General features: G+C 56.6%; 22 protein-coding genes and 2 pseudogenes. 15 read left to right on the top strand and 9 right to left on the bottom strand.

Annotation, left to right across the window (positions count from 1 at the left end; genetic code table 11):
- The first annotated feature begins 1 nt into the window (after position 1).
- The 4 genes from ASD36_RS08430 (at position 2) to ASD36_RS08415 (ending at position 5,743) form a co-directional block, all read left to right on the top strand.
- Entirely contained in the window at positions 2-1,558 is a 1,557-nt protein-coding gene (locus ASD36_RS08430) for a sugar ABC transporter ATP-binding protein (protein ID WP_060509867.1), read from the top strand.
- On the top strand, positions 1,558-2,622 hold the full coding sequence (locus tag ASD36_RS08425; protein WP_060504621.1) for an ABC transporter permease: 1,065 nt from the start codon (positions 1,558-1,560) through the stop codon (positions 2,620-2,622). The genes ASD36_RS08430 and ASD36_RS08425 overlap by 1 nt, the downstream gene beginning before the upstream one ends.
- Positions 2,623-2,849: 227 nt before the next feature.
- Positions 2,850-3,884, top strand: a complete 1,035-nt coding sequence (locus ASD36_RS08420) for a Gfo/Idh/MocA family oxidoreductase (protein WP_060509865.1) — start codon at positions 2,850-2,852, stop codon at positions 3,882-3,884.
- Positions 3,884-5,743 (top strand): hypothetical protein, encoded by a 1,860-nt coding sequence (locus tag ASD36_RS08415; RefSeq protein WP_082562717.1) that lies wholly within the window; start codon positions 3,884-3,886, stop codon positions 5,741-5,743. Before ASD36_RS08420 ends, ASD36_RS08415 begins: the two co-directional genes overlap by 1 nt.
- A gap of 54 nt (positions 5,744-5,797) precedes the next feature.
- On the opposite strand, the gene ASD36_RS08410 is transcribed toward ASD36_RS08415, so the two are convergent.
- The gene (locus ASD36_RS08410) at positions 5,798-6,703 is read right to left on the bottom strand and encodes a LysR family transcriptional regulator (protein ID WP_060509862.1); all 906 of its coding nucleotides are present in this window, start codon (positions 6,701-6,703) and stop codon (positions 5,798-5,800) included.
- Between the two features lie 121 nt (positions 6,704-6,824).
- Between ASD36_RS08410 and ASD36_RS08405 the strand changes: the two genes are divergently transcribed.
- From ASD36_RS08405 to ASD36_RS08370, 8 genes are all read left to right on the top strand, one after another.
- Positions 6,825-7,505, top strand: a complete 681-nt coding sequence (locus ASD36_RS08405; RefSeq protein ID WP_060509861.1) for a 5-formyltetrahydrofolate cyclo-ligase — start codon at positions 6,825-6,827, stop codon at positions 7,503-7,505.
- Between the two features lie 148 nt (positions 7,506-7,653).
- Positions 7,654-7,842, top strand: a complete 189-nt coding sequence (locus ASD36_RS08400) for a hypothetical protein (RefSeq protein ID WP_060509860.1) — start codon at positions 7,654-7,656, stop codon at positions 7,840-7,842.
- An 81-nt stretch (positions 7,843-7,923) separates the two neighbouring features.
- Positions 7,924-8,622, top strand: a complete 699-nt coding sequence (locus ASD36_RS08395) for an RNA polymerase sigma factor (protein WP_060509859.1) — start codon at positions 7,924-7,926, stop codon at positions 8,620-8,622.
- A gap of 89 nt (positions 8,623-8,711) precedes the next feature.
- Positions 8,712-9,233, top strand: a complete 522-nt coding sequence (locus ASD36_RS08390; RefSeq protein WP_060509858.1) for a DUF4142 domain-containing protein — start codon at positions 8,712-8,714, stop codon at positions 9,231-9,233.
- A 649-nt stretch (positions 9,234-9,882) separates the two neighbouring features.
- Positions 9,883-13,317, top strand: coding sequence for a response regulator (locus ASD36_RS08385; protein WP_060509857.1), 3,435 nt, complete (start codon positions 9,883-9,885; stop codon positions 13,315-13,317).
- Entirely contained in the window at positions 13,314-14,147 is an 834-nt protein-coding gene (locus ASD36_RS08380) for a CheR family methyltransferase (RefSeq protein WP_244489762.1), read from the top strand. The genes ASD36_RS08385 and ASD36_RS08380 overlap by 4 nt, the downstream gene beginning before the upstream one ends.
- On the top strand, positions 14,144-14,713 hold the full coding sequence (locus ASD36_RS08375; protein ID WP_060509853.1) for a chemotaxis protein CheB: 570 nt from the start codon (positions 14,144-14,146) through the stop codon (positions 14,711-14,713). The genes ASD36_RS08380 and ASD36_RS08375 overlap by 4 nt, the downstream gene beginning before the upstream one ends.
- Positions 14,714-16,258, top strand: coding sequence for a response regulator (locus tag ASD36_RS08370; protein WP_060509851.1), 1,545 nt, complete (start codon positions 14,714-14,716; stop codon positions 16,256-16,258).
- 283 nt (positions 16,259-16,541) lie between these two features.
- On the opposite strand, the gene ASD36_RS29835 is transcribed toward ASD36_RS08370, so the two are convergent.
- Positions 16,542-16,865: a hypothetical protein gene (locus ASD36_RS29835; RefSeq protein WP_082562709.1), complete on the bottom strand. Its 324-nt coding sequence runs from the start codon at positions 16,863-16,865 to the stop codon at positions 16,542-16,544.
- A gap of 390 nt (positions 16,866-17,255) precedes the next feature.
- Between ASD36_RS29835 and ASD36_RS08365 the strand changes: the two genes are divergently transcribed.
- Positions 17,256-18,509: an ATP-binding protein gene (locus ASD36_RS08365; RefSeq protein ID WP_060509849.1), complete on the top strand. Its 1,254-nt coding sequence runs from the start codon at positions 17,256-17,258 to the stop codon at positions 18,507-18,509.
- Positions 18,510-18,790: 281 nt separating this feature from the next.
- On the opposite strand, the gene ASD36_RS08360 is transcribed toward ASD36_RS08365, so the two are convergent.
- From ASD36_RS08360 to ASD36_RS08350, 3 genes are read right to left on the bottom strand one after another with little or no spacing between them, the layout of a single operon-like run.
- On the bottom strand, positions 18,791-19,387 hold the full coding sequence (locus ASD36_RS08360) for a lipase (protein ID WP_060509939.1): 597 nt from the start codon (positions 19,385-19,387) through the stop codon (positions 18,791-18,793).
- Positions 19,388-19,423: 36 nt separating this feature from the next.
- Positions 19,424-20,008 (bottom strand): protein-S-isoprenylcysteine O-methyltransferase, encoded by a 585-nt coding sequence (locus ASD36_RS08355; RefSeq protein WP_060509847.1) that lies wholly within the window; start codon positions 20,006-20,008, stop codon positions 19,424-19,426.
- Position 20,009: 1 nt separating this feature from the next.
- A complete protein-coding gene (locus tag ASD36_RS08350) occupies positions 20,010-21,188 on the bottom strand; it encodes a hypothetical protein (protein ID WP_060509845.1) in 1,179 nt (392 codons plus the stop codon).
- Between the two features lie 312 nt (positions 21,189-21,500).
- Here ASD36_RS08350 and ASD36_RS08345 point away from each other — a divergent pair.
- Positions 21,501-21,895: pseudogene (locus ASD36_RS08345) on the top strand (urease accessory protein UreE); the annotation flags it as partial.
- A 177-nt stretch (positions 21,896-22,072) separates the two neighbouring features.
- Complete coding sequence (locus tag ASD36_RS08340; RefSeq protein ID WP_060509841.1) at positions 22,073-22,300, top strand: hypothetical protein; 228 nt, start codon at positions 22,073-22,075, stop codon at positions 22,298-22,300.
- 60 nt (positions 22,301-22,360) lie between these two features.
- Here ASD36_RS08340 and ASD36_RS29830 read toward each other — a convergent pair.
- The 4 genes and pseudogenes from ASD36_RS29830 to ASD36_RS08315 form a co-directional block, all read right to left on the bottom strand.
- A pseudogene (locus ASD36_RS29830) lies at positions 22,361-23,295 on the bottom strand (IS5 family transposase).
- 433 nt (positions 23,296-23,728) lie between these two features.
- Positions 23,729-24,076: a hypothetical protein gene (locus ASD36_RS08325; RefSeq protein ID WP_060509838.1), complete on the bottom strand. Its 348-nt coding sequence runs from the start codon at positions 24,074-24,076 to the stop codon at positions 23,729-23,731.
- Positions 24,077-24,251: 175 nt separating this feature from the next.
- Positions 24,252-24,860 (bottom strand): general stress protein, encoded by a 609-nt coding sequence (locus ASD36_RS08320; protein ID WP_037102812.1) that lies wholly within the window; start codon positions 24,858-24,860, stop codon positions 24,252-24,254.
- A gap of 39 nt (positions 24,861-24,899) precedes the next feature.
- Positions 24,900-25,220 (bottom strand): PepSY domain-containing protein, encoded by a 321-nt coding sequence (locus tag ASD36_RS08315; RefSeq protein ID WP_060509836.1) that lies wholly within the window; start codon positions 25,218-25,220, stop codon positions 24,900-24,902.
- Positions 25,221-25,228: the final 8 nt, after the last annotated feature.

Raw genomic sequence — 25,228 nt, 5'->3', positions numbered from 1 at the left:
CATGGTCGCTGAAACCCACGACACTATCCTGAAGCTTGACGACGTCACCAAGGTCTATTCCGGTATCGTCGCCGTCAAGCATGCCAGCCTCGAGCTGCGGCGCGGCGCGGTCAATGTTCTCGTTGGCGAAAACGGTGCTGGCAAGTCGACGCTGATGCGCATGATCGCCGGCGTCGAAAAGCCGTCACTTGGCCGTATTCTTCTCGAAGGCAAGGAAGTCGAGTTCAACTCTCCAGCCGACGCCCAGAAGCACGGCATCGGCATGGTGTTCCAGGAACTCAACCTGTTCGGCAACCTCTCGGTCGCCGAAAACATTTTCGCCACCCGCGAGATTACCCGGGGTCTTCGTGGCATCGACCACAAGGCGCAAGTTCAAAAAGCCAACCAGTTCCTCGACAAGCTCGATGCCGGCATCAGCGCCGAAACAATGGTCGAGGACCTGCCGATTGGCCAGCAGCAGCTGGTCGAAATCGCCAAGGCGATCTCTCTCGATACCCGCATCCTCATTCTCGACGAGCCGACCTCGGCACTGTCGGCTGCCGAAGTCGATATTCTGTTCAAGGTGATCGGCGAACTGAAGGCGCAAGGTGTCGCCATCGTCTATATCTCGCATCGCCTCGAAGAACTGATGCGCATTGGCGACTACATCACCGTCCTGCGCGACGGTCAGATTACCGGCCAGGCGATGGTCAAGGATATCGACACCAAATGGATCGTCCGCTCGATGATCGGCTCGGATGCCAAGGATTTCGCAAAGCCGCTCGATCACAAACTGGGCAACGAGGCCTTTCGCGCCGAGGACATCTGCCTGCCACGCAAGACTGGCGGTTTTGCCGTCGATCACCTATCGATTTCGGTTCGCGCCGGTGAAGTACTGGGAATTTACGGCCTGATGGGCGCTGGCCGTAGCGAGTTCTTCGAATGCGTCATCGGCCAGCATGCACATTCGACCGGCAAGATCTTTGTCACTGGTGAAGAGATCGCCGCCAAGGACACCTCCACCCGCATTCGCAAGGGCCTCGCCCTCATTCCGGAAGACCGCCAGCGCGAAGGCCTCGTGCAGGTCCTGTCGATCGCCTCGAATCTGACCCTGGCCAGCCTTGAGAAATTTGTAAAATTCGGCTTCCACATTGCCGGCGACCGCGAGCAGTCGGCCGTCAAGGAGCAGGTCCGCAATCTCTCGATCAAGGCGCCGAACCCGGATTTCGACGTCACCTCGATGTCCGGCGGCAATCAGCAGAAGGTGGTGATCGGCAAGGCGCTGATGACCAATCCGAAGGTGCTTTTGATGGACGAGCCGAGCCGCGGCATTGATGTCGGCGCCAAGGCCGATGTCTTTCGCACCATGCGCAAGCTCGCCGGCGAAGGCCTCGCCATCCTGTTTTCCACCTCCGACCTCGAAGAGGTCATGGCGCTGTCAGACCGGATCGCCGTCATGAGCAATGGCAAGATTACTACGATCCTGGACCGGGCTGACGCCACTGAAGAACTCATCGTCAAGGCTGCGTCCGAAGGACACAAATCGGCCGGCCACACATCGACAAGGGAAATTGCGTGATGACGACTGCAACCTCGACCGAAAAAGCCCCGGCGGCCGATAGCGGCTCCATTCTCCTGACGCTGATGAAGCTCCGGACCTTCATCGCGCTGTTCGCCGTCATCGCCTTCTTCTCGATCTTTGCGCCGAACTTCCTGTCGACCGCCAATATCATCCTAATGTCCAAGCACGTGGCGCTGAACGCTTTCCTCGCCATGGGCATGACCTTTGTCATCATCACCGGCGGCATCGACCTGTCGGTCGGCTCGATCGTCGGCCTCTGCGGCATGGTGGCCGGCGGGCTGATCCTCAACGGCATCGATCTGCAGATCGGCTACACGATGTATTTCAACGTCGTCGAAGTTTGCCTGATCACGCTTGTCGTCGGCATCCTCATCGGCGCGGTCAACGGACTCTTGATCACCAAGCTCAACGTCGCCCCGTTCATAGCCACGCTCGGCACGCTTTATGTCGCTCGCGGTTTTGCGTTGCTGTCGTCTGATGGCCAGACCTTTCCCAACCTAGTCGGCAAACCGGAACTTGCCACCACCGGCTTCGGCTTCCTCGGCTCCGGCCGCATCATCGGCCTGCCGGTATCGATCTGGATCCTCATCGTCGTGGCGCTCGCAGCGGCCTATGTCGCCAAATACGTGCCGATCGGCCGCCAGATCTTCGCCGTCGGCGGCAACGAGCGCGCCGCCCGGATGTCCGGCATCCGCGTCGATCGCGTCAAAATGTTCGTCTACATGTTCTCCGGTTTCTGCGCCGCCATCGTCGGCATCGTGATTTCGTCGGAACTGATGGCCTCGCACCCGGCAACCGGCAACTCGTTCGAGTTGAATGCGATCGCCGCGGCCGTTCTCGGCGGCACCTCGATGTCCGGCGGCCGCGGCACGATCGGCGGAACCATTATCGGCGCCTTCGTCATCGGCATCTTGTCGGACGGCCTGGTGATGATGGGCGTGTCCTCCTTCTGGCAGATGGTCATCAAGGGTATCGTCATCATTGTCGCCGTGGTGGTAGATCAGGCACAACGACGGTTGCAGCAGCAGGTGACTTTGATGCAACTGGCGAAGAAGGGTTAATATATCTGGGCTCCTGGCGACCTCCTCTTCCCTCCAACGGGGACAAGGTGGCCCGCAGGGCCGGATGAGGGGGTGGCTTGCTCGGAATGGCAGCCCCTCATCGCCTCGCATCCGCTCGGCACTCCTCCCCGGTAGGGAGAAGAGGGAAACCACCGCCAGCGGCCATATACACATACAGTTGCCCACTCCGTGCACGGACGAGGCTGTTGAGTCTTGAAGGAAACGACATGTCAGACCTCAAGGGCGCCCTGATTGGCTGCGGCTTCTTCGCCGTCAACCAGATGCATGGCTGGAAAGGCGTTCAGGGCGCTACCATCGTTGCTATCTGTGACCGTGATCCCGAACGTCTGAAAATAGTTGGCGACCAGTTCGGCATCGACCGGCGATATACCGATGCAAGCCAGATGTTTGCCGAAGGCGGCTTTGATTTCGTCGATATCGCTACGACCGTGAACAGCCACCGCCCCCTCATCGAAATGGCCGCCTTGCACAAAGTTCCGGCGATCTGCCAAAAACCGTTTGCCCCGACGCTTGCCGATGCCAAGGCTATGGTCGCGGCCTGCAAAACTGCCGGCGTACCGCTGATGATCCACGAAAATTTCCGCTGGCAAACACCGATCCAGGCCGTCCGCAAGGCGCTGGAGAGTGGTGCGATCGGCTTGCCCTTCTGGGGCCGCTTCTCGTTCCGCTCCGGTTACGATGTTTTCTCCGGCCAGCCCTACCTCGCCGAAGGCAAGCGCTTCATCATAGAGGATCTCGGAATCCACACGCTGGATATCGCTCGCTATATTCTCGGCGACGTCACTTCGCTGACGGCCCGCACCAAGCGCGTTAACCCCAGAATAAACGGTGAGGACGTCGCCACCATTCTGCTCGATCACGACAACGGCGCAACCTCCATCGTCGACGTGAGCTATGCGACAAAACAGTCGATAGAGCCTTTTCCGGAAACACTAATCGAGATCGACGGAACCGAGGGCTCGATCCGCTTGTCCCAAGGCTACGAGTTGCAAGTCACCAATGCCGACGGTACGGTTAACACCGACGTCGCGCCGACACTTCTCCCCTGGGCTTCGCGTCCTTGGCACAATATCCAGGAAAGCGTTTTCGCCATCCAGCAGCACTGGGCTGACAGCCTTAAAGCGGGCACGGAAACCTCCACATCCGGCACCGACAATCTGAAGACCTTCGCTCTGGTCGAGGCCGCCTATGAAAGTGCCGCGACCAAAACCACCGTCGATATCGGAACGCTGCTGACATGATGGACGCAGACTTCGCCTTCACGCTCTACGGCACAAGGCAGGCCGAGCCCGCCCCGCGCATATTGAAAGCCGGAAAGCTGAGCGCACATCTTGTAGGCGGCAATCTGCGCAATCTCACCTATGACGGCGTCGAGGTGCTGCGCGCGATCTCCTACCTGGTTCGCGATCGTGACTGGGGGACATATGACCCCACATTATCCGATCTCACCGTCACTGAAACCGAAACCGGCTTCACCATTGCGTACACCGCCCGCTGTACCGGCCCGGAGGGCTCCCTTCTGGAGGTAGCCGCCGCAATCGAAGGAAACGCCGGTGGCCGGTTAACGTTCGAGGGCACCGCCCGGTCCGCCACCGGCTTCGAAACGAACCGCTGCGGCTTTTGCATCCTGCATCCAATCGTCGGTGTTGCCGGCACACCGGTGATCATCGAGCATGTCGATGGCGCTATTGAAGACACGATGCTGCCCGAACTGATCGAACCGTGGCAACCCTTCAAGGACATGCGCGCCATCACCCACACCGCGTTTCCTGGCGTCACCATCGAATGCCGCATGGAAGGTGACACGTTCGAGATGGAAGACCAGCGCAACTGGTCGGATGCCTCCTACAAGACCTATGTTCGCCCACTTGCCTTGCCATGGCCCTACCAGATCCTGGCAAACGAATCCGTCTCCCAGCGGATCATCCTGAACATAACAGACACCCGTGCCGCCTCGGGCAATCCTCTCGTCTCCGCCGACAACGACGGCATCATCCAGCTCACTCCCGGAACAGTTACCGGCGTCATGCCCGCCATCGGCCTGTTGATTACGCCTGAGGAAGCCAAGGCCAGCCTCGCAGCTCTCCAGCAGCCGGATGCCCCCCGGGTTCAGGAGTTGCTTTTCCATTTCGACCCGACAGCCGGCCATGACGGGTCAGCTTTTACGGATTTCGTCGAAATCGCCGCTGTTCACGCAGGCACTGCCACGATCGAAATCGCCGTCCCCTGTCAGCGTCCGCTGAACGAAGAACTACAGGAAATCGCGGCCTGGATGCATAGTGCGGGTTTTACGCCTGACGCCATCATGGTTTGCCCGTCGATCGACCGGCAATCCACCCCGCCCGGCAGCATATGGCCTGATTGCCCGCCGCTCGAGGACGTGTATGCGGTAGCGGCAAACGCCTTCCAAGGCGTCCGTCTCGGTGGTGGCATGCTGTCCTATTTCACCGAGCTCAACCGCAAGCGCGTGCCGGGCGAAAACATCGCCTTTATCAGCCATTGCACCAATCCGATCGTCCATGCAGCCGACGATATCAGCGTCATGCAGACACTCGAAGCGCTGCCATTCATCACCCGCACCGTCCGCGCCATTTACGGCAGCAAGCCCTACCGTATCGGACCCTCGACCATCTCCATGCGCCAAAATCCCTATGGCAGCCGCACAATGGACAATCCGGACGGCGCCCGTATCCCAATGGCCGACTGCGACCCCCGCCACAACGGCCAGTTTGCAGCGGCCTTCGCTGCCGGTTATGCCGCCTCGGTACTGGATGCCGGTCTCGAAACACTGACATTGTCGGCGCTGACCGGTCCGTTCGGGCTCTATGCCGGCAACAATGAACCGGTTGCAAAAGGCGGCAAGCGCCCACTCTATGCCATCGTCAAAGAGCTGGCGGACCTTGCCGGACAAAAATGGCGAAACATTACATCGTCCCTCCCGGACAAGGTAATGGCGTTTACGATCGACACAGCAGCGGGCGAAACGACCTGGATCATCAATCTGACAGGCGAGGAGCAGTCGATAGACACGACGCAACTCGGCACCCGTGCCCTGCGGACACATCTCGCTCCATTTGAAGCAACCTCCATCGCATTTTGAATGGATATGAAGGTAGGACGGCCTTTGAAGTGGTTGGATTGGCGCGCACGCTGGCTAATTCGTTGCCAACCTCGGATCCCTGACCTTTATGGTGCTAAGCACTTCTTGAAATGCGCTGAATGCGCTCGGACGGTCATTTTGACGATAGATCAGCAGCGTCTCGACAGGCCCGAGCTGGTGCGTCTGAACATTGGCCGGCCAGTGCATGAGGTCAAGAACTGACCTGGGCATCACACCTGCCGCGTCTCCTGTCGCAACACTCGCCAGGATCGCATGATAGGAGCCGAGTTCAGTTGTCGGCAAGCTGCTCGACTGACTGGCCCAATGCTCGGCAATCCGGCGATAGGTGCAGCCAGGCTCTAGTGCGGCCAGCGATCCGACACGAAGGTCGGCAGCAGACGTGATCTGCGGATGCCCGGACGGCAAGACGATCAAGAGGTCTTCAATGAAGACTGCCTCCGCTTCCAGCGACTTGAGTTCGGCATCGAAAGCCACATCTTGCTCCAGCATCGATGCGGGTGGACGCGCGATGAACGCGCAATCCAGCGCGCCATTGAGGACATCACGCGCGAGATCGCGCGACGCGCCCATCGTCAAGCGAAGAGAAACCTCCGGCCACATCTGGTTGAATTGTGTCAGCGCGGCCGGCAGCCGGCTTGCCGCCGTGCTTTCCATGGTGCCCACCCGCAACGTTCCAGATGGCACAACAGGCCGCACCGCCTGCCGCGCTTCCAAGGCGAGCACCACGAGACGGTTACTATAGGCAAGAAAGGTCTCGCCCTCCCGTGTCAGCGTCATCTTCTTGCCATCACGGCTGAACAACACGACGCCAAGGTCCTCCTCCAACTGCTGGACCCGTGTCGTCACATTAGACGGCACGCGCCCAACGGCTTTTGCCGCTTTCGTCACGCTGCGTGCGCTGGCAACAGCGAGGAATATTTCGACAGAGGACAGGTCCAACGAAAAATCTCGATTCCTGAATAGAGAGGCCCTATAATTCTTTATAGGAAAATCGTGAGCGTCGCTCAAGCGGATACCGGCCTTTGGCCGCGCAGTGTTGACTGGGGAAAGGCGGATAGTCATGTCGGACGAGCAAGAAGCGGATGACGGACCCCGCGAATTGGCTTCCCCTGCCTGCCTGATGCACGAGGTGGATCCTGCATATATGGGGTTGCCGCCGGCATCAACGGCCACCACTTTTGACAATGCGGCATGGCGGCGGACAGAACGCCAAAGGTTGATCGAGGAACGGAAATCCCTACCGGTGGCTCAGCGCGAGGAATTTGGCCGGTTAATCTCGATCCATCTCGATCAGGTGATCACCGACCTTGCCGGCAAACATATCAGCCTGTTCTGGCCTTTCCTTGGCGAACCCGATCTGCGGGAATGGATGGGCAACGCTACCGCCCGCGATGCAACATGCCTGCTGCCTGTTGTGGTTGCCAAAGGTGAGCCCCTGATCTTCCGATCGTGGAAAACGGGAGAACCGCTGGAACGCGGTGTGTGGAACATCCCCGTGCCGGCAGAAGGGAAGCAAGCTGTCCCCGATATCGTCATCGCGCCCGTTGTCGGCTTCGATAACGATTGCTTCCGGCTGGGTTATGGTGGCGGATTTTTCGACAGAACGCTCGCCAGTTTCGACCGCAAGCCCTTGACGATTGGCGTCGGGTTCGCAACTCAAAAGATCCGGACCATCCACCCCCTCCCCCACGACATTCCGATGGATGTGATCGTGACAGACGCAGGCGTGCGATATCGATGAAAGTCCGTTTTGCCGACCCATATCGGCAGAGCGACATCCGCTGCCCACTTCGGTTGGCGAATTGATCTGTCGATTGCGGTCATTGGAGTGTTCTGATCTTCGCAGCGGATGCTTCCGCTGACGTGCGGCTCTCGCGAGGAACACAGTCATGCAGATGCGGTTTCCGCAGCAACGATGGGAAGACTGGTATGCGTGGTTTCCCGTTTTCCCGTCGGATGACGGGCTATTTTGGCTGGAACGGGTGTGGCGCAGACAGGCCGAGAATGGTCTGTGGGAATACCGATCACTGCGATCGAAGCTCCAAAAAGAGATTGAAGCGGCCCGTCGGGAGATTTGAGCCGCCGACAAATCCTCAGAGTTTTCTTTTCCCGGGAACGTTTGCGGTAGTGGAGCATCCAATTACCAACGGGAGGAAAAGATGACACCAGCATTTGCAGCTCGCGAGCGTTCCACAGCCGATGATGGTACCAGTGAAGCCCTCCTGGCTGAACGTACGATTGCCGGAGACTCAATGGCCTTTCGGATGATTATGGCGCGCTACAATCAGCGTCTGTTTCGCATCGCCCGCGGATTTGTTCGTGACGACAGTGTCGCCGAGGACGTGGTGCAGGAAGCCTATGTCAACGCCTTTCAACATCTCGGCAGTTTCAGGGCAGATGCGTCGCTTTCGACCTGGCTGCATCGGATCGTCATGAATGAAGCCCTTGGCCGCCTTCGCAAGGCTTCGCGCAGCCCGGAGATTGCGTTTCCGATCATTCGTCAGAGCGCTGAAGTCGTCCAATTCCCAAGCAGGGCAGACAGTGACGATCCGGAAAAATCCATGGCACAACGGCAGATTTTGCGACTTGTGGAAGAGGCGACAGACGAGCTACCCGGCAATTTCCGCCTCGCCTTCATTGCCAGGGTAATTGAAGGTATGAGCGTCGAGGAAACGGCGGAGCTTTTGGGTATCAAGCCCGACACAGTGCGATCGAGACTTCATCGTGCCCGGGCCCTGCTGCGAAAACATATCGACAATCGCATCGGGCCCGTTCTTCTCGACGCCTTCCCCTTTGCCGGATGGCGCTGCGAGCGGCTGACAGCAAAAGTGGTGAAGCGGCTGGGAATGGAGGAATAATTTCCGGACGTTTGATGTCCGGCGGCATCCAATGAGCGTCACCAACAAACCGGCGCCTAATCACTCGCCGGAAAGAGGAGCTTCAAAAGATGTTCGTCCGATTGAACGCGGCCATTGCCGCAATCTGCCTTCTCAGCCCTGCCGCCTTCGCAGCCGGAGCTGCGCCAACCGATCCGCAAATCGCTCATATTGCCTACACGGCCGGTGTGATCGATATCGAGGCTGCCAAACAAGCCGTCAAGATTTCCAAGAACAACGATGTCATCGAATTTGCGAAAGGCATGCTGCAAGACCACGAAGCCGTCAACCAGCAGGCACTTGCCCTCGTGAAGAAGCTGAAGGTCACGCCTGAAGACAACGACACAAGCCGCCAGTTGACGAAGGCTGCGGCTGACGAGCGCGATAAGCTGGCAAAACTGACGGGATCGGCCTTCGATAAGGCCTATGTCGAAAACGAGGTTGCTTATCATAAGCAGGTTAATGGGGCGCTTGAGACCCTCCTGATCCCCTCAGCGCAGAATGCCGAGTTCAAGGATCTCCTGGAGACCGGCCCCAAGCTGTTCCAGGGGCACGAGCAACATGCCGAACATGTCGCTTCGATGCTGAAATAACGAAGCGGGACGATGCGGAGCAACTGTTGCAAGCGGGGAATAAGTGCGTTGGTTCTCTTGCTGGCCGTCCTGCCTGCGCAGGCAGCGACGATTGAGGTCACAATTGAAAAACTCGTCTTCGAACCAGCTTCGATAAGCGCGACTTCAAAAACAGTATAACCATCGAGCCGATAATCAGCAGTATGGAATGCCTAGCGCTGTCGCCCCACCGCCATGACCTCCGGCACCATCGAGAGGATGGGCAGCAAGACGACTGTCACGAACCTCTAGAACGCCGATATCTTTCCCGCTTTGCGCATTCAATTATTTTGTTTTGGGGACGGAACAACATTCGTGGCCAAGCGTTTACGGGCTCCATGTGGGGCAGATATGTAGAATGAACGGCGCGTCTTGATGCTGCAGGTGAACCTGAATACCGGGGCGGGGAACCGTCTTCCGGTTAAATCGTATGTAGTCGCAGGCGAACCGGGCCGATATGCAAAGGTGGAGTTCCGGCAGGATTGCCCGCTTTCTCAGGCCGCCTTTCCGCCCACTTGGCGTTACCTAAAGGTATGCCTGCCCTCAAATGCTCCCGCGATCATTTCATTCCTGAGAACAGCGGGTCAGCGCCTGCGATCACCAATTCGCCTCCTCTCATGCTGAGATAATCATGACCACGTCAGATATTACATCGCCTTCCCGCCGGAGCCTTGGGCTAGATCCGGCTGTTGCTATCAGTCTTGCGGGGGCGGTGCTGTTTTTCATCGCTAGTGGAGCTGTTTCCTTCTACAATGTTGAGACCTTGCGTTCAAACAACGAGCGCGTCGTGCACTCCCATGAAGTCATCGTCGGCCTTGGCGAGTTGCTTTCCAACATTCAGGATGCAGAAACCGGACAACGTGGATTTCTGCTGACAAACAGTGAGCGATATCTCGAACCGTATAACGCCGCAGTCAGCGCTATTCCGGCCCGCATTGAATCTATAGCAGGGTTAATCGGCGACGATGCTTCGCAAAAGCAGAGGCTCGCGATGCTGAAGTCGCATGTCGATGCAAAAATAAAGGAACTTCGCGAGACGATAGACTTGAGGCGCGCGCAGGGATCCGACGCTGCGCTTGCCATGGTCAATTCGGACCGTGGCAAGGCTGAAATGGACGCCGTTCGCTCGCAACTGACGACGATGCGGCAAGAAGAACGCCGTCTCCGGACAGAGCGTCTGACAGAGATGGCCAATGCCTATTCGACCGCGTTTGTCAGCAGCATTTTGGCGGGTCTTCTCGGTATCTTGCTGACGGCGGCAATCGGAATTCTGATGCGCCAGGCCACGCTCTCAAGACGAAGGGAAGACTGGTTGCAAAAGGGGCAGGTCGGAGTGAGCTCTGCCGTCGCTGGAGACCGCCCCACCGAGGAACTCGGCGACAAAATTCTCCAGTTTCTTGCAGACTATTCGGGGGCTGTCGCAGGGGCGATTTTCGTCAAGGACGAGGATACTTTTCAGCGCGCCGCCACCTACGGGGTTCCAGCAAATGCAAACGTCTTGCTGCGCTTTCAACCCAAGGAAGGCCTTCTGGGGCAGGCTATTGCCGGTGCAAAGCCAATACTCGTCACAGACGTGCCTGAAGGCTATTTGGCGTTTGGTTCGTCCCTTGGAAGCGACAAACCAAGGCATCTCGTGATTTCCCCTGGGGGCGTCGATGGAGCTGTCAATTCCGTCATCGAACTTGGCTTCCTGCGCCCGGTCGACGAAAACATCCTGGCACTTCTTGAGCAGGCATCTTTATCCATCGCGACGGCGGTGCGATCGGCAAAGTATCGCAGCGACCTCCAAAATTTCCTGCGTGAAACCCAGCGGCAGGCGGAAGAACTTCAGGTCCAAGGCGAAGAGCTGCGCGTTTCAAACGAGGAACTCGAAGAACAAGGACGCGCGCTGAAAGAATCCCAAGCCCGCCTTGAACAGCAGCAGGTCGAACTTGAGCAGACGAATTCGCAGCTGGAAGAACAGACGCAGCAGTTAGAGGGTCAACGGGATGATCTTGAACGGGTTAACGCATCGGTCCAACTCAAGGCGCGTGAGCTCGAACAGGCAAGCCGGTACAAGTCGGATTTCCTTGCCAACATGTCGCACGAGTTGCGTACGCCGCTCAATTCTTCGCTCATCCTCGCCAAGCTCTTGGCCGACAACCCGGAAGACAATCTTACAGCCGAGCAGGTCAAGTATGCCCAGACAATTCAATCGTCCGGGAACGATCTTCTCAATCTGATCAACGACATCCTCGATCTGTCCAAGATCGAGGCCGGTCATGTCGATATCAGGCCCGAGCCGGTTGCCGTTGAGAGACTGGCCAGCGGACTTCGGCAGCTCTTCGAGCCCGTGGCAAAATCCAAGGGACTTGTCTTTGATATCGATATCGCTCCCCAGGTCCCCGCAATTATTGAGACCGACCCTCAACGCCTGGAACAGGTTCTCAAGAACCTGTTGTCCAACGCCTTCAAGTTTACCGAGAAGGGCAAGGTCGCGCTGACCCTTCGCAGTGCCGGTGATGGTCAGCTTGCCTTGGCGGTCTCCGATACCGGAATCGGAATCCCGCAGGAGCAGCAGCGCAGCATTTTCGGCGCCTTTCACCAGGCCGATGGCACGATCAGCCGCCGGTTCGGTGGTACCGGGCTTGGCCTGTCCATATCGAGAGAACTCGTGCGCTTGCTCGGTGGCGTAATTCGTCTCACCAGCCGTGATGCGGAAGGAAGCATCTTCACGGTTGTCATTCCTGAGGCCTACGATCCTTCGAGAATTGCTTCCCGCGAGACTCCGTCAGATCGGATGGTTGCGCCATCGCAGCCGTCAATTGTGGACGAACGCCCGGCACGCGCGGAACGCCATCGGATCGTTGAGGACGACCGGGCAACGCCCAACGATGGCAAACGCACCTTGCTTGTGATCGAGGACGACGACACTTTTGCGGCGATCCTGCGCGACCTCGCCCGTGAGATGGGTTTCCGTGCTTTGGTGGCGGGTAACGCTCATGATGCCCTGGAGCTTGCAAAACAATTCATGCCAAATGCAGTCGTTCTCGATGTCGGGTTGCCGGATCAATCCGGTCTGTCAGTGCTCGACAGATTGAAGCGCGACGTGCGTACACGTCATATTCCCATCCATATCGTTTCAGCCAACGACTATTCCGAAACCGCACTTTCGTTGGGGGCGGTCGGATACGTCATGAAGCCTGTTAAACGCGAGCAGCTTGTCGAGGTCCTGCAAAAGCTCGAGGCGAAATTCTCGCAGGGCGTTCATCGCGTGCTGATCGTTGAGGACAACGAGATCCAGCGCGATGCCGTCGCCAAACTGCTGACATCCCACGATGTCGAAACGGTTAGCGCCGGCACGGCGGCCGAGTGCCTGACGCTTCTCAAGGAACAGACTTTCGACTGCATGGTGCTCGATCTTTCCCTCCCCGACGCATCCGGTTATTCTCTGCTTGAAACGATCAGCCAGGATAGCAGCCATTCGTTCCCGCCGGTCATCGTCTATACGGGCAGGGTTCTGTCCGCGGACGAAGAGCAACGGCTGCGCCGCTATTCTAAATCCATCATCATTAAGGGCGCCAAGTCGCCAGAACGCCTATTAGACGAAGTATCTCTATTCCTTCACCAAGTGGTTTCCGATTTGCCCGACGAGCAGCAGAAGATGATCCGCAAGGCGCGTAACAGGGATTCGTTGCTTGAAGGCCGACGGATTCTGATCGTCGAAGACGACGTCCGAAACGTTTATGCGTTAACGAACATTCTCGAACCGCGGGGCGCGGTTATCGAAATTGCCCGCAATGGTCAGGAAGCTCTCGACAAGCTTGAACACGCCCAGAGCCAACCATCGAGCGGGATCGATCTTGTCCTGATGGATGTGATGATGCCGGTCATGGACGGCTTGACTGCTACCCGGGCGATCCGCAAGAACCCGGACTGGAAAAAGCTGCCAATCATCACCTTGACGGCCAAAGCGATGCCGGACGACCAACAGCGCTGTGTCGATGCTGGTGCCAATGACTATATGGCAAAGCCTCTGGACGTGGAAAAGCTGCTGTCACTCGTGCGTGTCTGGATGCCGCGGTGATCGAACCATCCGAAAAGATCGAGGAGATTGAAATCCGGCTTCTGCTGGAAGCACTCTATGTCCGGTATCATTACGATTTTCGCAATTATGCGATGGCCTCGGTGAGGCGGCGCCTCAGGCAGGCGCGCGAGCAGATGGGTTTTTCCACCATCTCGGCCCTGCAGGAGCGTGTCCTTCATGACGAGGCGATGCTGCCGCGCCTTTTGGGATATTTGACGGTTCAGGTGAGCGAGATGTTTCGCGACCCCGGATACTTTCGCGCCATACGAGAAAAGGTGGTGCCGCACCTAAAAACCTATCCGTCCCTGAAGATCTGGATCGCTGGCTGCAGTGGGGGCGAGGAACTTTACTCGCTCGCTATTCTGTTTCGAGAGGAAGGGTTGGAAGATCGGACGATCTTTTATGCCACCGACATCAATCAGGACGCACTCCAGATCGCGGAGGCTGGGGTCTACGATCTCGACCGTATTCAGCTTTTCACGGAAAATCATCGTAGGTCCGGAGGCAAGTCCTCCTTGTCCGATTACTACACCGCCGATTATGGCAGAGTTTCGTTTGACAAGACGTTGCGGGAGCGAGTTGTGTTTTCCGACCACAGCCTTGTTACCGACGCGGTCTTTGGTGAGATGCATCTGATTTCGTGCCGCAACGTCATGATCTATTTCGACCGGCCACTGCAAGACAAGGCTGTTGGTTTGTTCAGAGACTCTTTGACCCGCAAGGGATTTCTCGGTATCGGCGCCAAAGAGAGCCTTCGTTTCTGCAGCCACGCAGACGCTTTTAAAGAGTTCGTGCGAGAGGAAAAGATCTACCAGAGTACGGCCAAATGAGTAGGTTGGCGCCCCAGGCAATCGTAATTGGTGCATCCGCGGGAGCATTGGAGGCACTTTCCGTCATTCTGCCTTCGCTCCCAAAGGATTTCGCCCTGCCGATCATCATCGTCGTTCATATCCCGCCTGACAAACGCAGCGTCCTGTCCGACTTATTTCGGGCAAAATGCCAGGTCCAGGTCCTGGAGGCAGAAGACAAGGAGCCGCTTGAGGCATCCACCGCATATTTTGCGCCTCCAGATTACCATTTGTTGGTTGAAGGCAACAATACGCTCGGACTATCCAGCGAGGACCCGGTGCTGTTTTCTCGGCCATCGATCGACGTCCTGTTCGAAAGTGCCGCCGATGTCTATGGCCCCCGGCTTACGGCGATCCTTCTCACCGGTGCCAATCAGGACGGGGCGAAGGGAATGTTGGCCGTTGCCAAAGCGGGCGGGGAACTGATCATACAAGACCCCGGCACTGCCTTTGCAGCTGCGATGCCTGAAGCAGCCCTGGCATTGTGCCCCGATGCGATGGTTATGTCGCTAGGTGGTATATCCGAATATTTGAGGAGGATTGCCTGAATGGGCAACGTTACATTTCTTTTGGTCGACGACCTTGACGAGAATCTTATTTCCCTTGAGGCGCTCCTGCGCCGGGAAGGCTTGACCCTACTTAAAGCGCGCTCGGGCGATCAAGCACTGGAGTTGCTTCTCGAGCATGACGTGGCTCTGGCGTTGATCGACGTGCAGATGCCTGGATTGAACGGTTTTGAGCTTGCTGAGCTGATGCGGGGCAACGAGCGAACGCGGCGCGTGCCGATAATCTTCGTGACAGCGGGTAGCACTGAAAGCAGATGGCGCTTCCAAGGATATGAAGCTGGCGCAGTGGATTTCATACAAAAGCCGATCGAACCGGATGTTTTGCGCAGCAAGGCGGATGTCTTTTTCGAGCTATATTGTCAACGGCAACAAATCGCTTCACAACGTGATGAACTTCAGCTCCACACCAAAGCGTTGAAGGAGGCCGATCGCCGGAAAGATGAGTTCCTTGCCACGCTCGCCCACGAACTACGCAATCCACTGGCGCCCTTGCGTAATGGTCTGGACATCCTAAAGCGCAATCCGAATAGGGAGAACGCGGCTGAAATCCGCAACATGATGGACCGCCAACTGGTCCATCTCGTCAGGCTAATTGACGACCTCCTCGACGTCTCGCGCGTTAGCCAGGGAAAAATTGAACTCAGGAATGACATCGTTGGGATCAACGACATCATCCGTTCGGCGACCGAGGCCAGCCTGCCGTTGATAGACGGTGCGCGGCATACACTGACGATTGAGGGCACTGAAGCCAAACTATGGGTTGCCGGTGACCAAATTCGACTGTCTCAGATTGTGTCCAACCTTCTCAACAATGCAGCGAAATACACGCCGGCAGGCGGACAAATCGGTCTGACCGTTCGAACGGAAGGGATGGATGTTGTCCTTGATGTCACCGATAACGGTGTAGGGATGCCGATTGACATGCAGGCGAATGTGTTTCAGCTCTTCACTCAGATCGATGACCACCTTCAGCGCGCGCAGGGTGGGCTTGGCATCGGACTTGCTCTCGTCAAGCGGCTTGTCGAAATGCATGCCGGCTCTGTCGATGCATACAGCGCCGGTCCGGGATTGGGGAGCCGCTTTTCAATCAGGCTTCCGTTAATTTCTCCATCGCCAACTGCGCAATTCGCAGAGGAATCGCTACCCGAAACGCCGGTTTTCCGGCCGTTGAAGGTCCTTGTCGTTGACGACAATCCACTCATCGCCGATGCACTTGGGATGATGCTTGAAGACATCGGGCACGAGTTCGAAGCTGTTCACGACGGCCGCAAGGCTTTGGACGCTGCAAAATATTACCAGCCCGACGTCATACTCCTTGATATCGGGCTCCCAGGTATGAATGGGTATGAGGTCTGCCGGGCATTTCGCATGGAGGCGATGTTTCAAGATACACCAATCATCGCACAGACAGGTTGGGGGCAAGACCGTGACCGGGAATTGGCGACGGAGGCCGGATTTAATTTCCATCTCACAAAGCCCATCCCATTAGATCTGTTGCAGAAGGTGTTCGCAACGCTATCGGCTTGAAGCAGGGTGACATTGGGGGGCCGGTGGCTGAAACTCCGGAAAGATGAGCGTCCTCAGTGAGTGAACTGACCTCACCGAACTGTTCTAAAGCCGAGTTCGTGCCGATGGTGATATTTGCAGTGGCTCCGGCCCCGATCACACAACTGCGTTATATCTAGCCTGAAGGGGGCAAAACGAAAGTTGCGCTTTGCAGCCGGTCTTCTCATAGGACAACGACGAGTGCCAAATGAGACGTTGCCTCCCCAGGTCAACGAAGACTTGGTTCTATAGCGTGTGAAAATTCCTACAATGAATGCTGCGGCACAATGAACAACCCATCGTAGTTGTCGATGTTTTGGCAATTCAAGACAGGGCAGCTGCGATCGTCGTTTGTGGGAATATTCTTCCATTCGGCGTACTGATTTGTGTCACAGTAACGGCTGTTGCGAACGAAACGATCATAGAGCGGCAGACCTCGGGGTGAAGTCCAGCGGAAGATGACAGCACCACGTTGATGGACCATCGCTCGAGCTTGTTCGCAACTCATCGAAAGCGGGTTCAAGCGCGTTATGGCAAACGATGGGGTCGCAGCGACGGAGAGTAGCAGGGTGATGACGATTTTTTTCATGTTTCAATCCCTTGGTAATTCTCGCGGCTAAATAACTTCCACTTCAATAGTTGGTTCCATACCCTCATGTTTGTTTACCGCGGATGAGCTTCATGGGTAGACACAAACGCATAGCAACCCAGAAGTATAGCACCCGCCAGAACCTAACGCGTACGAAAAAGCAAAGCCCACGGCCCGCGATTTAGCATGTTACCCAATTACATGTTCTACTAGCGGTGGCACCATTGTCACCGCACTGTGGCATCCGAATCGCGCTACCGTATTTGACGCTCACTTTTGCCTTCGCAGGGGTTAAGGTTTGACGGCGCCATTTGCGATCCGCGAACCTTTTAATTAAGAATCGCGGTCACAGCACTTTAATTTCGCGGACAAATGCATTAAGAATTGCGGATGAATACCGCCCCGTCATCTCGCCCCCTCTTTCGCCGTTACGCCGAAAGCAAGGTTGAAGCAGCCCTCGAAGATACGCGAGTGGTTATGATCGTTGGCCCCCGACAAGCGGGCAAAACTACGCTGGCGCGCCGTTTTGTGACGACGGAAAGGCCATATCTCACTCTCGACGACGAGGCGACCCTCGATCGCGCACGCCGAGATCCAGTTGAGTTCATCCGCAGCGCGAACTCTGGGGTTATCGACGAAATCCAACGGGCGCCAAACCTTATGTTGGCGATCAAACAAAGCGTCGATAACGATCCACGGCCGGGCCGCTTTCTGCTGACTGGCTCGGCCAACGTCATGGCGCTTCCTAATGTCGGTGATTCCCTTGCCGGTCGGATAGAGATCATCACCTTGCTTCCTTTGGCACAAGCCGAAATCTCTGGTTCGCCGGGTCGTCTGATTGATCGCCTATTTGAGGGAGAGGGACCTGTTGTCGAAGCCCCACCTGTCATCGGTGAAAGTCTCGTCGAAGCAATTCTAAAAGGCGGTTATCCGGAGGCGTTGCGGCGAACCGACCCTAACCGTCGAAGAGCATGGCATGAAGATTATCTGGCGCTTGTCCTCGACCGGGACGTGCGCGACATCGCAAATCTTGAACAGCTTGATAAGCTCCCGCGCTTAACACGGCTTCTTTCGGAACAGGTGGGACAACTTGTCAATCATCAAGCCGTTGCAACAGCGCTTGGTCTTTCGATCCCAACAGTTCAAAAGTATGTCGCGGTCCTGGATCGCCTCTTCCTCGTGCGATCACTTCCCCCCTGGTTCACCAATCGCCTGTCGAGGCTTATAAAGTCGCCAAAACTCCACATGCTGGATAGCGGTCTGCTAGCAACTTTGCGCGACGCCGACGCAGAAGCGATCCGTTCCGACCGGACACGTCTAGGGCCTCTGCTAGAGTGCTTTGTCGTCGGCGAGGTTCTCAAACTTCTTACCTGGAGTGAGAGATACGTTATTCCTTCACATTTCCGGACGCGCGAACAGGACGAAGTCGATCTCGTACTCGAGGATCGGAGAGGCCGGATCGTCGGCATCGAGGTTAAATCCGCAGCGACGCTGCGATCGAAAGATTTTTCCGGCCTGAAAAAACTTCAAGAAGCGGCGGGCGACAAATTCGTGCAAGGGGTTTTGCTTCACGATCATGACCGTGTGACGCCGTTCAGCGAAAAAATCCGGGCAGCGCCTGCGTCGATCCTATGGCAAATGTGAGTTGATAAGCATTATTTGGAACTCAAAACGCCAGCGGAGGGGGAACACCCTGACCAAACAAATCGAAAACCAGTAAGATCTCCCAGATACTCGGGCGTTTTGCTACGAGACAAGAGCTTGAGATCAATGCGCTGCCTGGTAGGCCAAAGCATCGAGCCTCGTAGCCTTTGTCGAGAGACATCGTCCTTACGCTTGCCGCTGTTGATGCAGCCGCCTGACTCAGAAACGGAAATCGGTGCCTGACGGGATTCCGCGCAGGCGCAGGCGGGGCTTTCAATTCGCTATCTTAAGGCGTGAAGAATGCCGCTGACCACTTCATCCTGAAGTGGGGCTTGCTTCTCGATATTGAAATGATTGACATGCGGATCGCGAGAGAGGTCGCGCTTCTCAAGCCTACCTCTGAAACCCGGGCCTTTCGTCAATGCTACTCCCCAACTATGGCTGGAGAAGTAGAAACTCACGGCTCGTTTGATGTTTGGTGGCAAGGGGCTAGGGCTCGTGGCAGCAAACGTTGCCATGTAATCCACCACGATGCCGTGCTTTTCCAATGCCTGCGCTAGCGAGACAATGGCGTTTGCGCCGAGCGAGTGCCCAACGAGGATAACGGGTGATGGCCCAAATTTCTGCCGGTCGGCGACGATCTTGTTCAGGGCTGACCGCCAAGCCGTGAATCCCTCGACATGCGCGTCGACACCCGCTGCGCGAAGCTTTTTGCCAATTTCATCAAGGCCTGTCGAAAAAATATTCGCCAATCCGCGCAACAGGTACACTTGCGGGTGCCCTCCACGCCGAACCTTGGCAGCTGCAAACGTCGGTTTCGCTTGGAAAGCGGTAATGGCGACGGCCAGAACCGAGCACAAAAAAGAACGGCGGCTTATGGAGCTTTCGATAGGAGTTTGCGGCTTCTTCATTAGTTACCAGGGTTTGGGGATGATGCGACCAGTATGTCTAGCATATTCGTCGTAGGATGCTCCAAACGCATGGCGCATCATCGCCTCTTCATGGTGGATGCGGGAGAAATAGAGGAATGCAACACCGGCAAGACCGGCCGTCCCCGCAATGCCATTGGGCAAAAGACAAAACTGAGCGATGGCCCAAAGCCAAAATGACAGATACATTGGGTGTCTCACATAACGATAAAGGCCGTCAGTCACGAGTGTATGTTCGTTGCGAATTTCCAGTGTCACCGACCAGTTTTTCCCAAGCTGTTGATGACTAGAATAAAAGAGGCAAAGAAACGCCAGTTCGACGAATAGCCCCAACCAGCCGAGCCAAGGTTGAAACGTGTAATCGGCAAAGGCGGGAAAGCCCGTCGCGACAAAAATTATCGGAACGAGGCATAATCCAGCGGCGGCGGCAGCCAAAGCCAAGCGATCCTTGAACGTTTTGGCGTTGCTCGCCACCTGTGTCTTGCGAGCGCGTTTCTGATGCGGCACGCGAATAATAACCCACGCGAGAAGACCAACGGCCCATACAAATTCAGCAAACGCAGGTGTCAAACTAACGTGCCCCTTCCGCTGGAAGCCCGCCAACAATACGGCCTTCTACCCTTGCTGACAGAAACGTCGGACCGCAACAAACCTGAAAGAAATCATACCAATAGGGTTTTGTATTTGCGCATACATATTGATAGTGCACGCGAAAGAAGTTCCTTTTTATGCGCGCGTATGTATCAGGGCGCAGCATATCCCTTACTTTAATGCTCCGAACGATCGGAAAAGCCCGATCCGGCTTCGGCTCAAGGCCCATTTCCTCAACTGGGTCCGTCTTGTAAAAATTAATGGCGTCAGTCAAACACTGAATTTCCACCCATGCCAATTTATCATCCTTAATGAGTTGTTCGACGGATTCTCGGAAAATCTTACCGGCTGGATGATAGCCGGCCTTAAGTGCCGTCGACCCCAAGGTGAGAAGAACCACTTTTGGTGCGGACCCTGTAAATTCCTTATCAATTGAAAGACAGCGTGCGGCGACATCAATCATCAACAGGCCACCCGTGCTGTGGCCGATCAAAATGACCTCATCGTAGTTTTCACCCTTTGTTTTCGCGACGACGGTCTCACCAAATCGCTGCAATATCGCGTCGGCGTCCGTCCGTCTTCCACGGAGGAAATCAAGCGAAAATGACCATAAATCCATCAGATGATTTGTGGACAACCGCTCCCCCACCACTAGGAGAGCCAGAACAAAAGTCAACATACCCACCAGTCCACTTGCGAGACCAAGCGAATGGAAGGTCAAGTGCGCGAAAATGTAGGCGACCACGGCAAACATTGTCAGCATGAGAAATGGATAAACGAAATAGAGCCCAAACCGCCAGGCCTTGCTGAAGAAACGGAATGCGGCGCCGGAACTCAAAAAATCGGCAAATGCGCGGAGATAATAAAACAGTCTCATAGGCATCGGGCGCGCGAAGTCGCGCAGCACGATCTTGTCCAAGCACAGGAAATTGAAATCAGTTGTTGTTGACCACTGTTCCTGGACCGCGCTTGTTGAGATGGTCACGACGCCGACCTCATTGTCCTGTATTACCTCGACGGATGAGACGTCCGAGTGATAGCCCCAAAGTTTGTCGAAGCGAGAAACTTGTTTGAAAAGCCGGTAGAAAAACGCCTTTGGCGTTTTTGGTTCGTAGCCCCCAATGAAGAATACGGCACGCTTCCGAACAGTCTGCGTCATTAACAGAATCCTAGTTTGGGTTTTTGACCTCGTCAAGACAGGTCGTTTCTCTACTGCACGAAATCACGCGCTCAGTCTCATTGAGGATGGACTTATGAAGAAGCAGAGATTTTCGGAAGAGCATATCATAGCCGTGTCGCGTTCGCATTGGATGCAGCTTTCGGGCAGAATCAACGCCGGTACCCGCTTGGCAGTAAAGAACGCCAAGAGGGAATTGGCTGAATCGACGACACCGGAGGAAAACCGCGCCCGCGCCCGGAACGGCGCCATCCTGACCCGTCGTCCGAATATCAAGCTGAAACGAGGCCATCTTTGCCCTATCGCTCAACGGAAATCCTGCCGAATGACAGCAGCGCAAGCCGCACGCCCATCGACATCGTCGTGCTCGTACACGACCAGCGCCATGTGCGCCGCAAGCTCCTGCACATGCAGCATGACGATGTGGTCATGATCGACCGCAAGGAGCCCGTGCAACTCGCCCACGGTGATCTTCTCCTGACGGAGACTGGCGAAACGATCGAGGTGATCGCCGCCGACGAGGCGCTCTACGAAGTGACGCCGAAGAACCGCCTGCACCTCATGGAACTCGCCTGGCATCTCGGCAATCGCCACCTGCCTGTGCAGATCGAGGAGGCACGCATCCTCATCCTGCGCGACCACGTATCCACGATATGCTGATCGGGCTCGGCGCTTCGGTGCGCAAAATCATCTCGTCCAGTCAATGAGAAAGATAAAAATACGGACCATTTTGAAAATTAAGATCTGTTTATATATCATTCACGACGTTTGCAAACGGCGGCGTGGGCGCGCCAACCATACATGCTTTGCTAAAAGCCACCGCTTATTTCCGCTCGCCCTCGGCACTGGTGCCGAAGAGAAATGGAATGAGCATGCCCAAACACGACTTTTCATCACGTCATTTTCAGCGAAAAATTTCGAAGTTCTGCGAGGTACGTATTTTGCCGATATCCTCAAGGCGCGTGCTAGAAAATGTCCGCCCCTATCTGATCAGCCTGATCATTTACCGCAAGCGGCCACCGATCCTGAACGGCCATCCCGACTGGCCCAGCGTTGGTGCGGGGATCAGCAAATGTGCGGAATTCAGTCTTTGATGGGCCGCTTATTTGGGTTGCTCCCATCGAGGCTTGGCAACGAACGGATTTCGGGCGTCCTTAGGCAAGCATTCGGTTAAGGATGGCGACGCCGATCGCAGCTTCCGTCTGTTGCGCACGGAATGAACGAGCACGTAGCCGCGGACCGATGAGGCCCTTGTATCGACCCATCGCGGTTTCAACCAAAGCCCGTTTGCCATAGCCGGTGGACGTCTGCCATTTCAGCCGACCATCGATCTGCATCGATGCGATGTGAGCGTCTCTCTGGCAGGACGCCTGGGCGTTGGGCCTTTCAACAGCGTTCGAGCGCGGTGGAATGACGACCCTCGCGCCTGCGCTGTGGCGCAGAACTGCGTCGTAGGATGGATCGCCATCATAGGCTCCATCGGCAGTGAATTGGTCGATTTCATCCTTGATCTGATCCAGCAAAGGTTCCAGCTGCGAGGCATCGCCGGTTTACGGATCTGTCAGACTATGAGCAATGATCTCGCCACTGTCGGCATCAACAGCCAGGTGCAGTTTTCGCCAGCTACGCCGGGACCTTACGCCATGTTTTTCTTCCAGCCATTGGCACGCGCCATAGACCTTGAGCCCCGTACTGTCGAACAGAACGTGAATGGCGCCGTCCGCCACATGCTGCCGGTCGTTGCCTCCGGCCGATGGTTTCCAGGTTCTGGCCCGTCGGCTCAGCGTGGTGTGATCGGGCACAGGCAACTCCAATCCCATCAACGCAGAAGCCTTTCGCTCTGGCGCAAACGCAATCCGAATACCATGCCCAGCATCAGCGTAGTTTCGATCGCCAGATCCGAATAGAGAGGCTGGCCACCACGCGTCTTTCGACGTGGCGCTGCCCAGCCCGCCAGCGCCTCCGGCGTTATCCAAAGGGTCAAGCTGCCACGGCGGCGAAGACCCGCCTCATACTCCGCCCAGTTCGTCACTTTGAACTTCATTTTACCGAAGTGATGGCGGCGGGCGGCGTTATGCTTGTGCGGCATGCTGGATCAATCGTGCTATTTTCGATCGCAGCCACATAGTTGCAAAACGTTGAAATTTGATCCCCGCACCAACGCCCTGCACAGGAAGAGAAGAAGGTGGAGGCACGAAAGGGTTCGGATTTGGCCAAGGGTGCTGAACGTTTCGAGGAGCGTTCCAAGAGTTCCGATGGAAAGAGCGCCGGTACAAAGCAGAAACCCAAGGGGTAAAAATCTCTCCCTGAGGCTCAGCTTTAACCGCTCCTGCACCATCCCAGCATGCGGTGGTACGGAAGCGCTTCCCCTTCGGCCGAGTCGCCGAGCCCGGGGTCGCCCCGACGCCTGCCGCAGGTGCAACGATATCCTTTGGAGAATATCTCATCCTTAGTGCTGCAATGCATCAACCTAGGAGAACCCTCATGTCAGTGCGGTTTGTATCGGCTTGCCAGGCGCCGGCTCATTTGCGTCCAGCCAACAGGCGCGCGGTCATACCGACTGCGACCCCCACAATCAATACGCCCACTAGCCCGGCGATCTTGGTGGCATAGTTCGGCTGCGGGCGCGCCGGCTCTGGTGAGAGTCTCGGTGATTCCGCGAATTCCGATATGCTTCGCTTGAGATGAGACACGTAAGCAGAAAGCCGACGGAGTTCTTCCTGAAATTGTCGATCGTCGAACGCTTGCGGCTGAGGGTCGGCCTCTTGTTCGATTGACCCGTCGGGTAGGTCCGCGAAATATTCCTCCAGTTCAGTTTCACGGCGGGAAAGACTCCTGCTGCCGATTGTCTTACTGCCGCCTTGCATCATGACCCTGACCTCATTTGTTTGTGCTTTGACAAAGCGGGTGACGCAAATGGATGCATCACCCGCTTTAAAGCGTTGTCGACGCACAGAATCTAAAAGAAGAGCTGCAACACCCTCCGGCAACGATCGATAGCGATCAGTGTTCAGGGCCGCGTGACGGCCCTGAACCTTTGAAAAATCAGACCGACGACGCACGGCCTGCGTAACGCGCGCGCTCTGCGTCGATTTCCGCTTGGCTATATGGTTCGGATGCATGATCGAAGCCCGTCCAGCCCTGTCCTTCGTACGCGCTCCGTCGCGTCGGCAGGTCGACCCAGTTCGACCGCTGCAGAATGGCCTCGGCCTCGGCGGCGCGCCCTTCGTCGACCTTGGCGGTAACAAGCGTACCGCCGCGTCGGACGCCTTCCGCATAAACATGGGCATCGCGCTCATCGACGCCTGAATCTGTCAGCGCGCCGATCAAGCCGCCAGCAGCTCCGCCGACAACAGCGCCCGCGACAGCACCAGCAGCCGTGGCGGCCAGCCAGCCAGCCGCAACGACCGGGCCGACACCCGGAATGGCCATGATGCCAAGCCCCGTCAGCAGACCGCCGACGCCGCCAACCGCCGCGCCGATGCCAGCGCCGGCACCTGCGTCTTCTCCGACATCGTTGTCCTTATAGCGGCCATCCGCATTGTTCGAGACGATGCTGATGTCGCTGTCGGAAATCCCTGCCGCCTTGAGCTGGTCGACTGCGGAAGTTGCATCGGAATAGTGGTCGAATAGTCCTGTGACTGTCTTGGTCATGGTGTGTCTCCTTGTTGTTGTTGTTGTTCTTGGCTGCGTTTACTTGGCGACGATGTTGCCCTGGTAGTCCAACGACACCATCACGGCCTTGCCGTCCTTCGTGGCCTTACCCTGCCAGACGCCCTTGTCGTCGAGCTTCAGCTCTGTGACGTCGGCATACCCAGCTTCGACGATCCGGTCCTTGGCCTGGCCTTCCGTGAAGCTGTTCGCACCTTCTACAGGTGCGGTGGCGTTCTGGTCGGAAGGGGTCGCGACTGCCGGAGTGTCGCCATCAGGGTTCGGTGTAGGGGTCGCCGTCTGAGCGAATGTCGACGTCGCGGAAAAAGCGATGACCGCCGTTGCGATGAGCAGATTCTTCATTTGTGTCT

The sequence above is a fragment of the Rhizobium sp. Root1334 genome (assembly GCF_001426665.1).
Classification (GTDB): Bacteria; Pseudomonadota; Alphaproteobacteria; order Rhizobiales; family Rhizobiaceae; genus Pararhizobium.
Note: the sequence above shows the minus strand (reverse complement) of the source record. Positions and strands in the feature narration are given on the sequence as shown.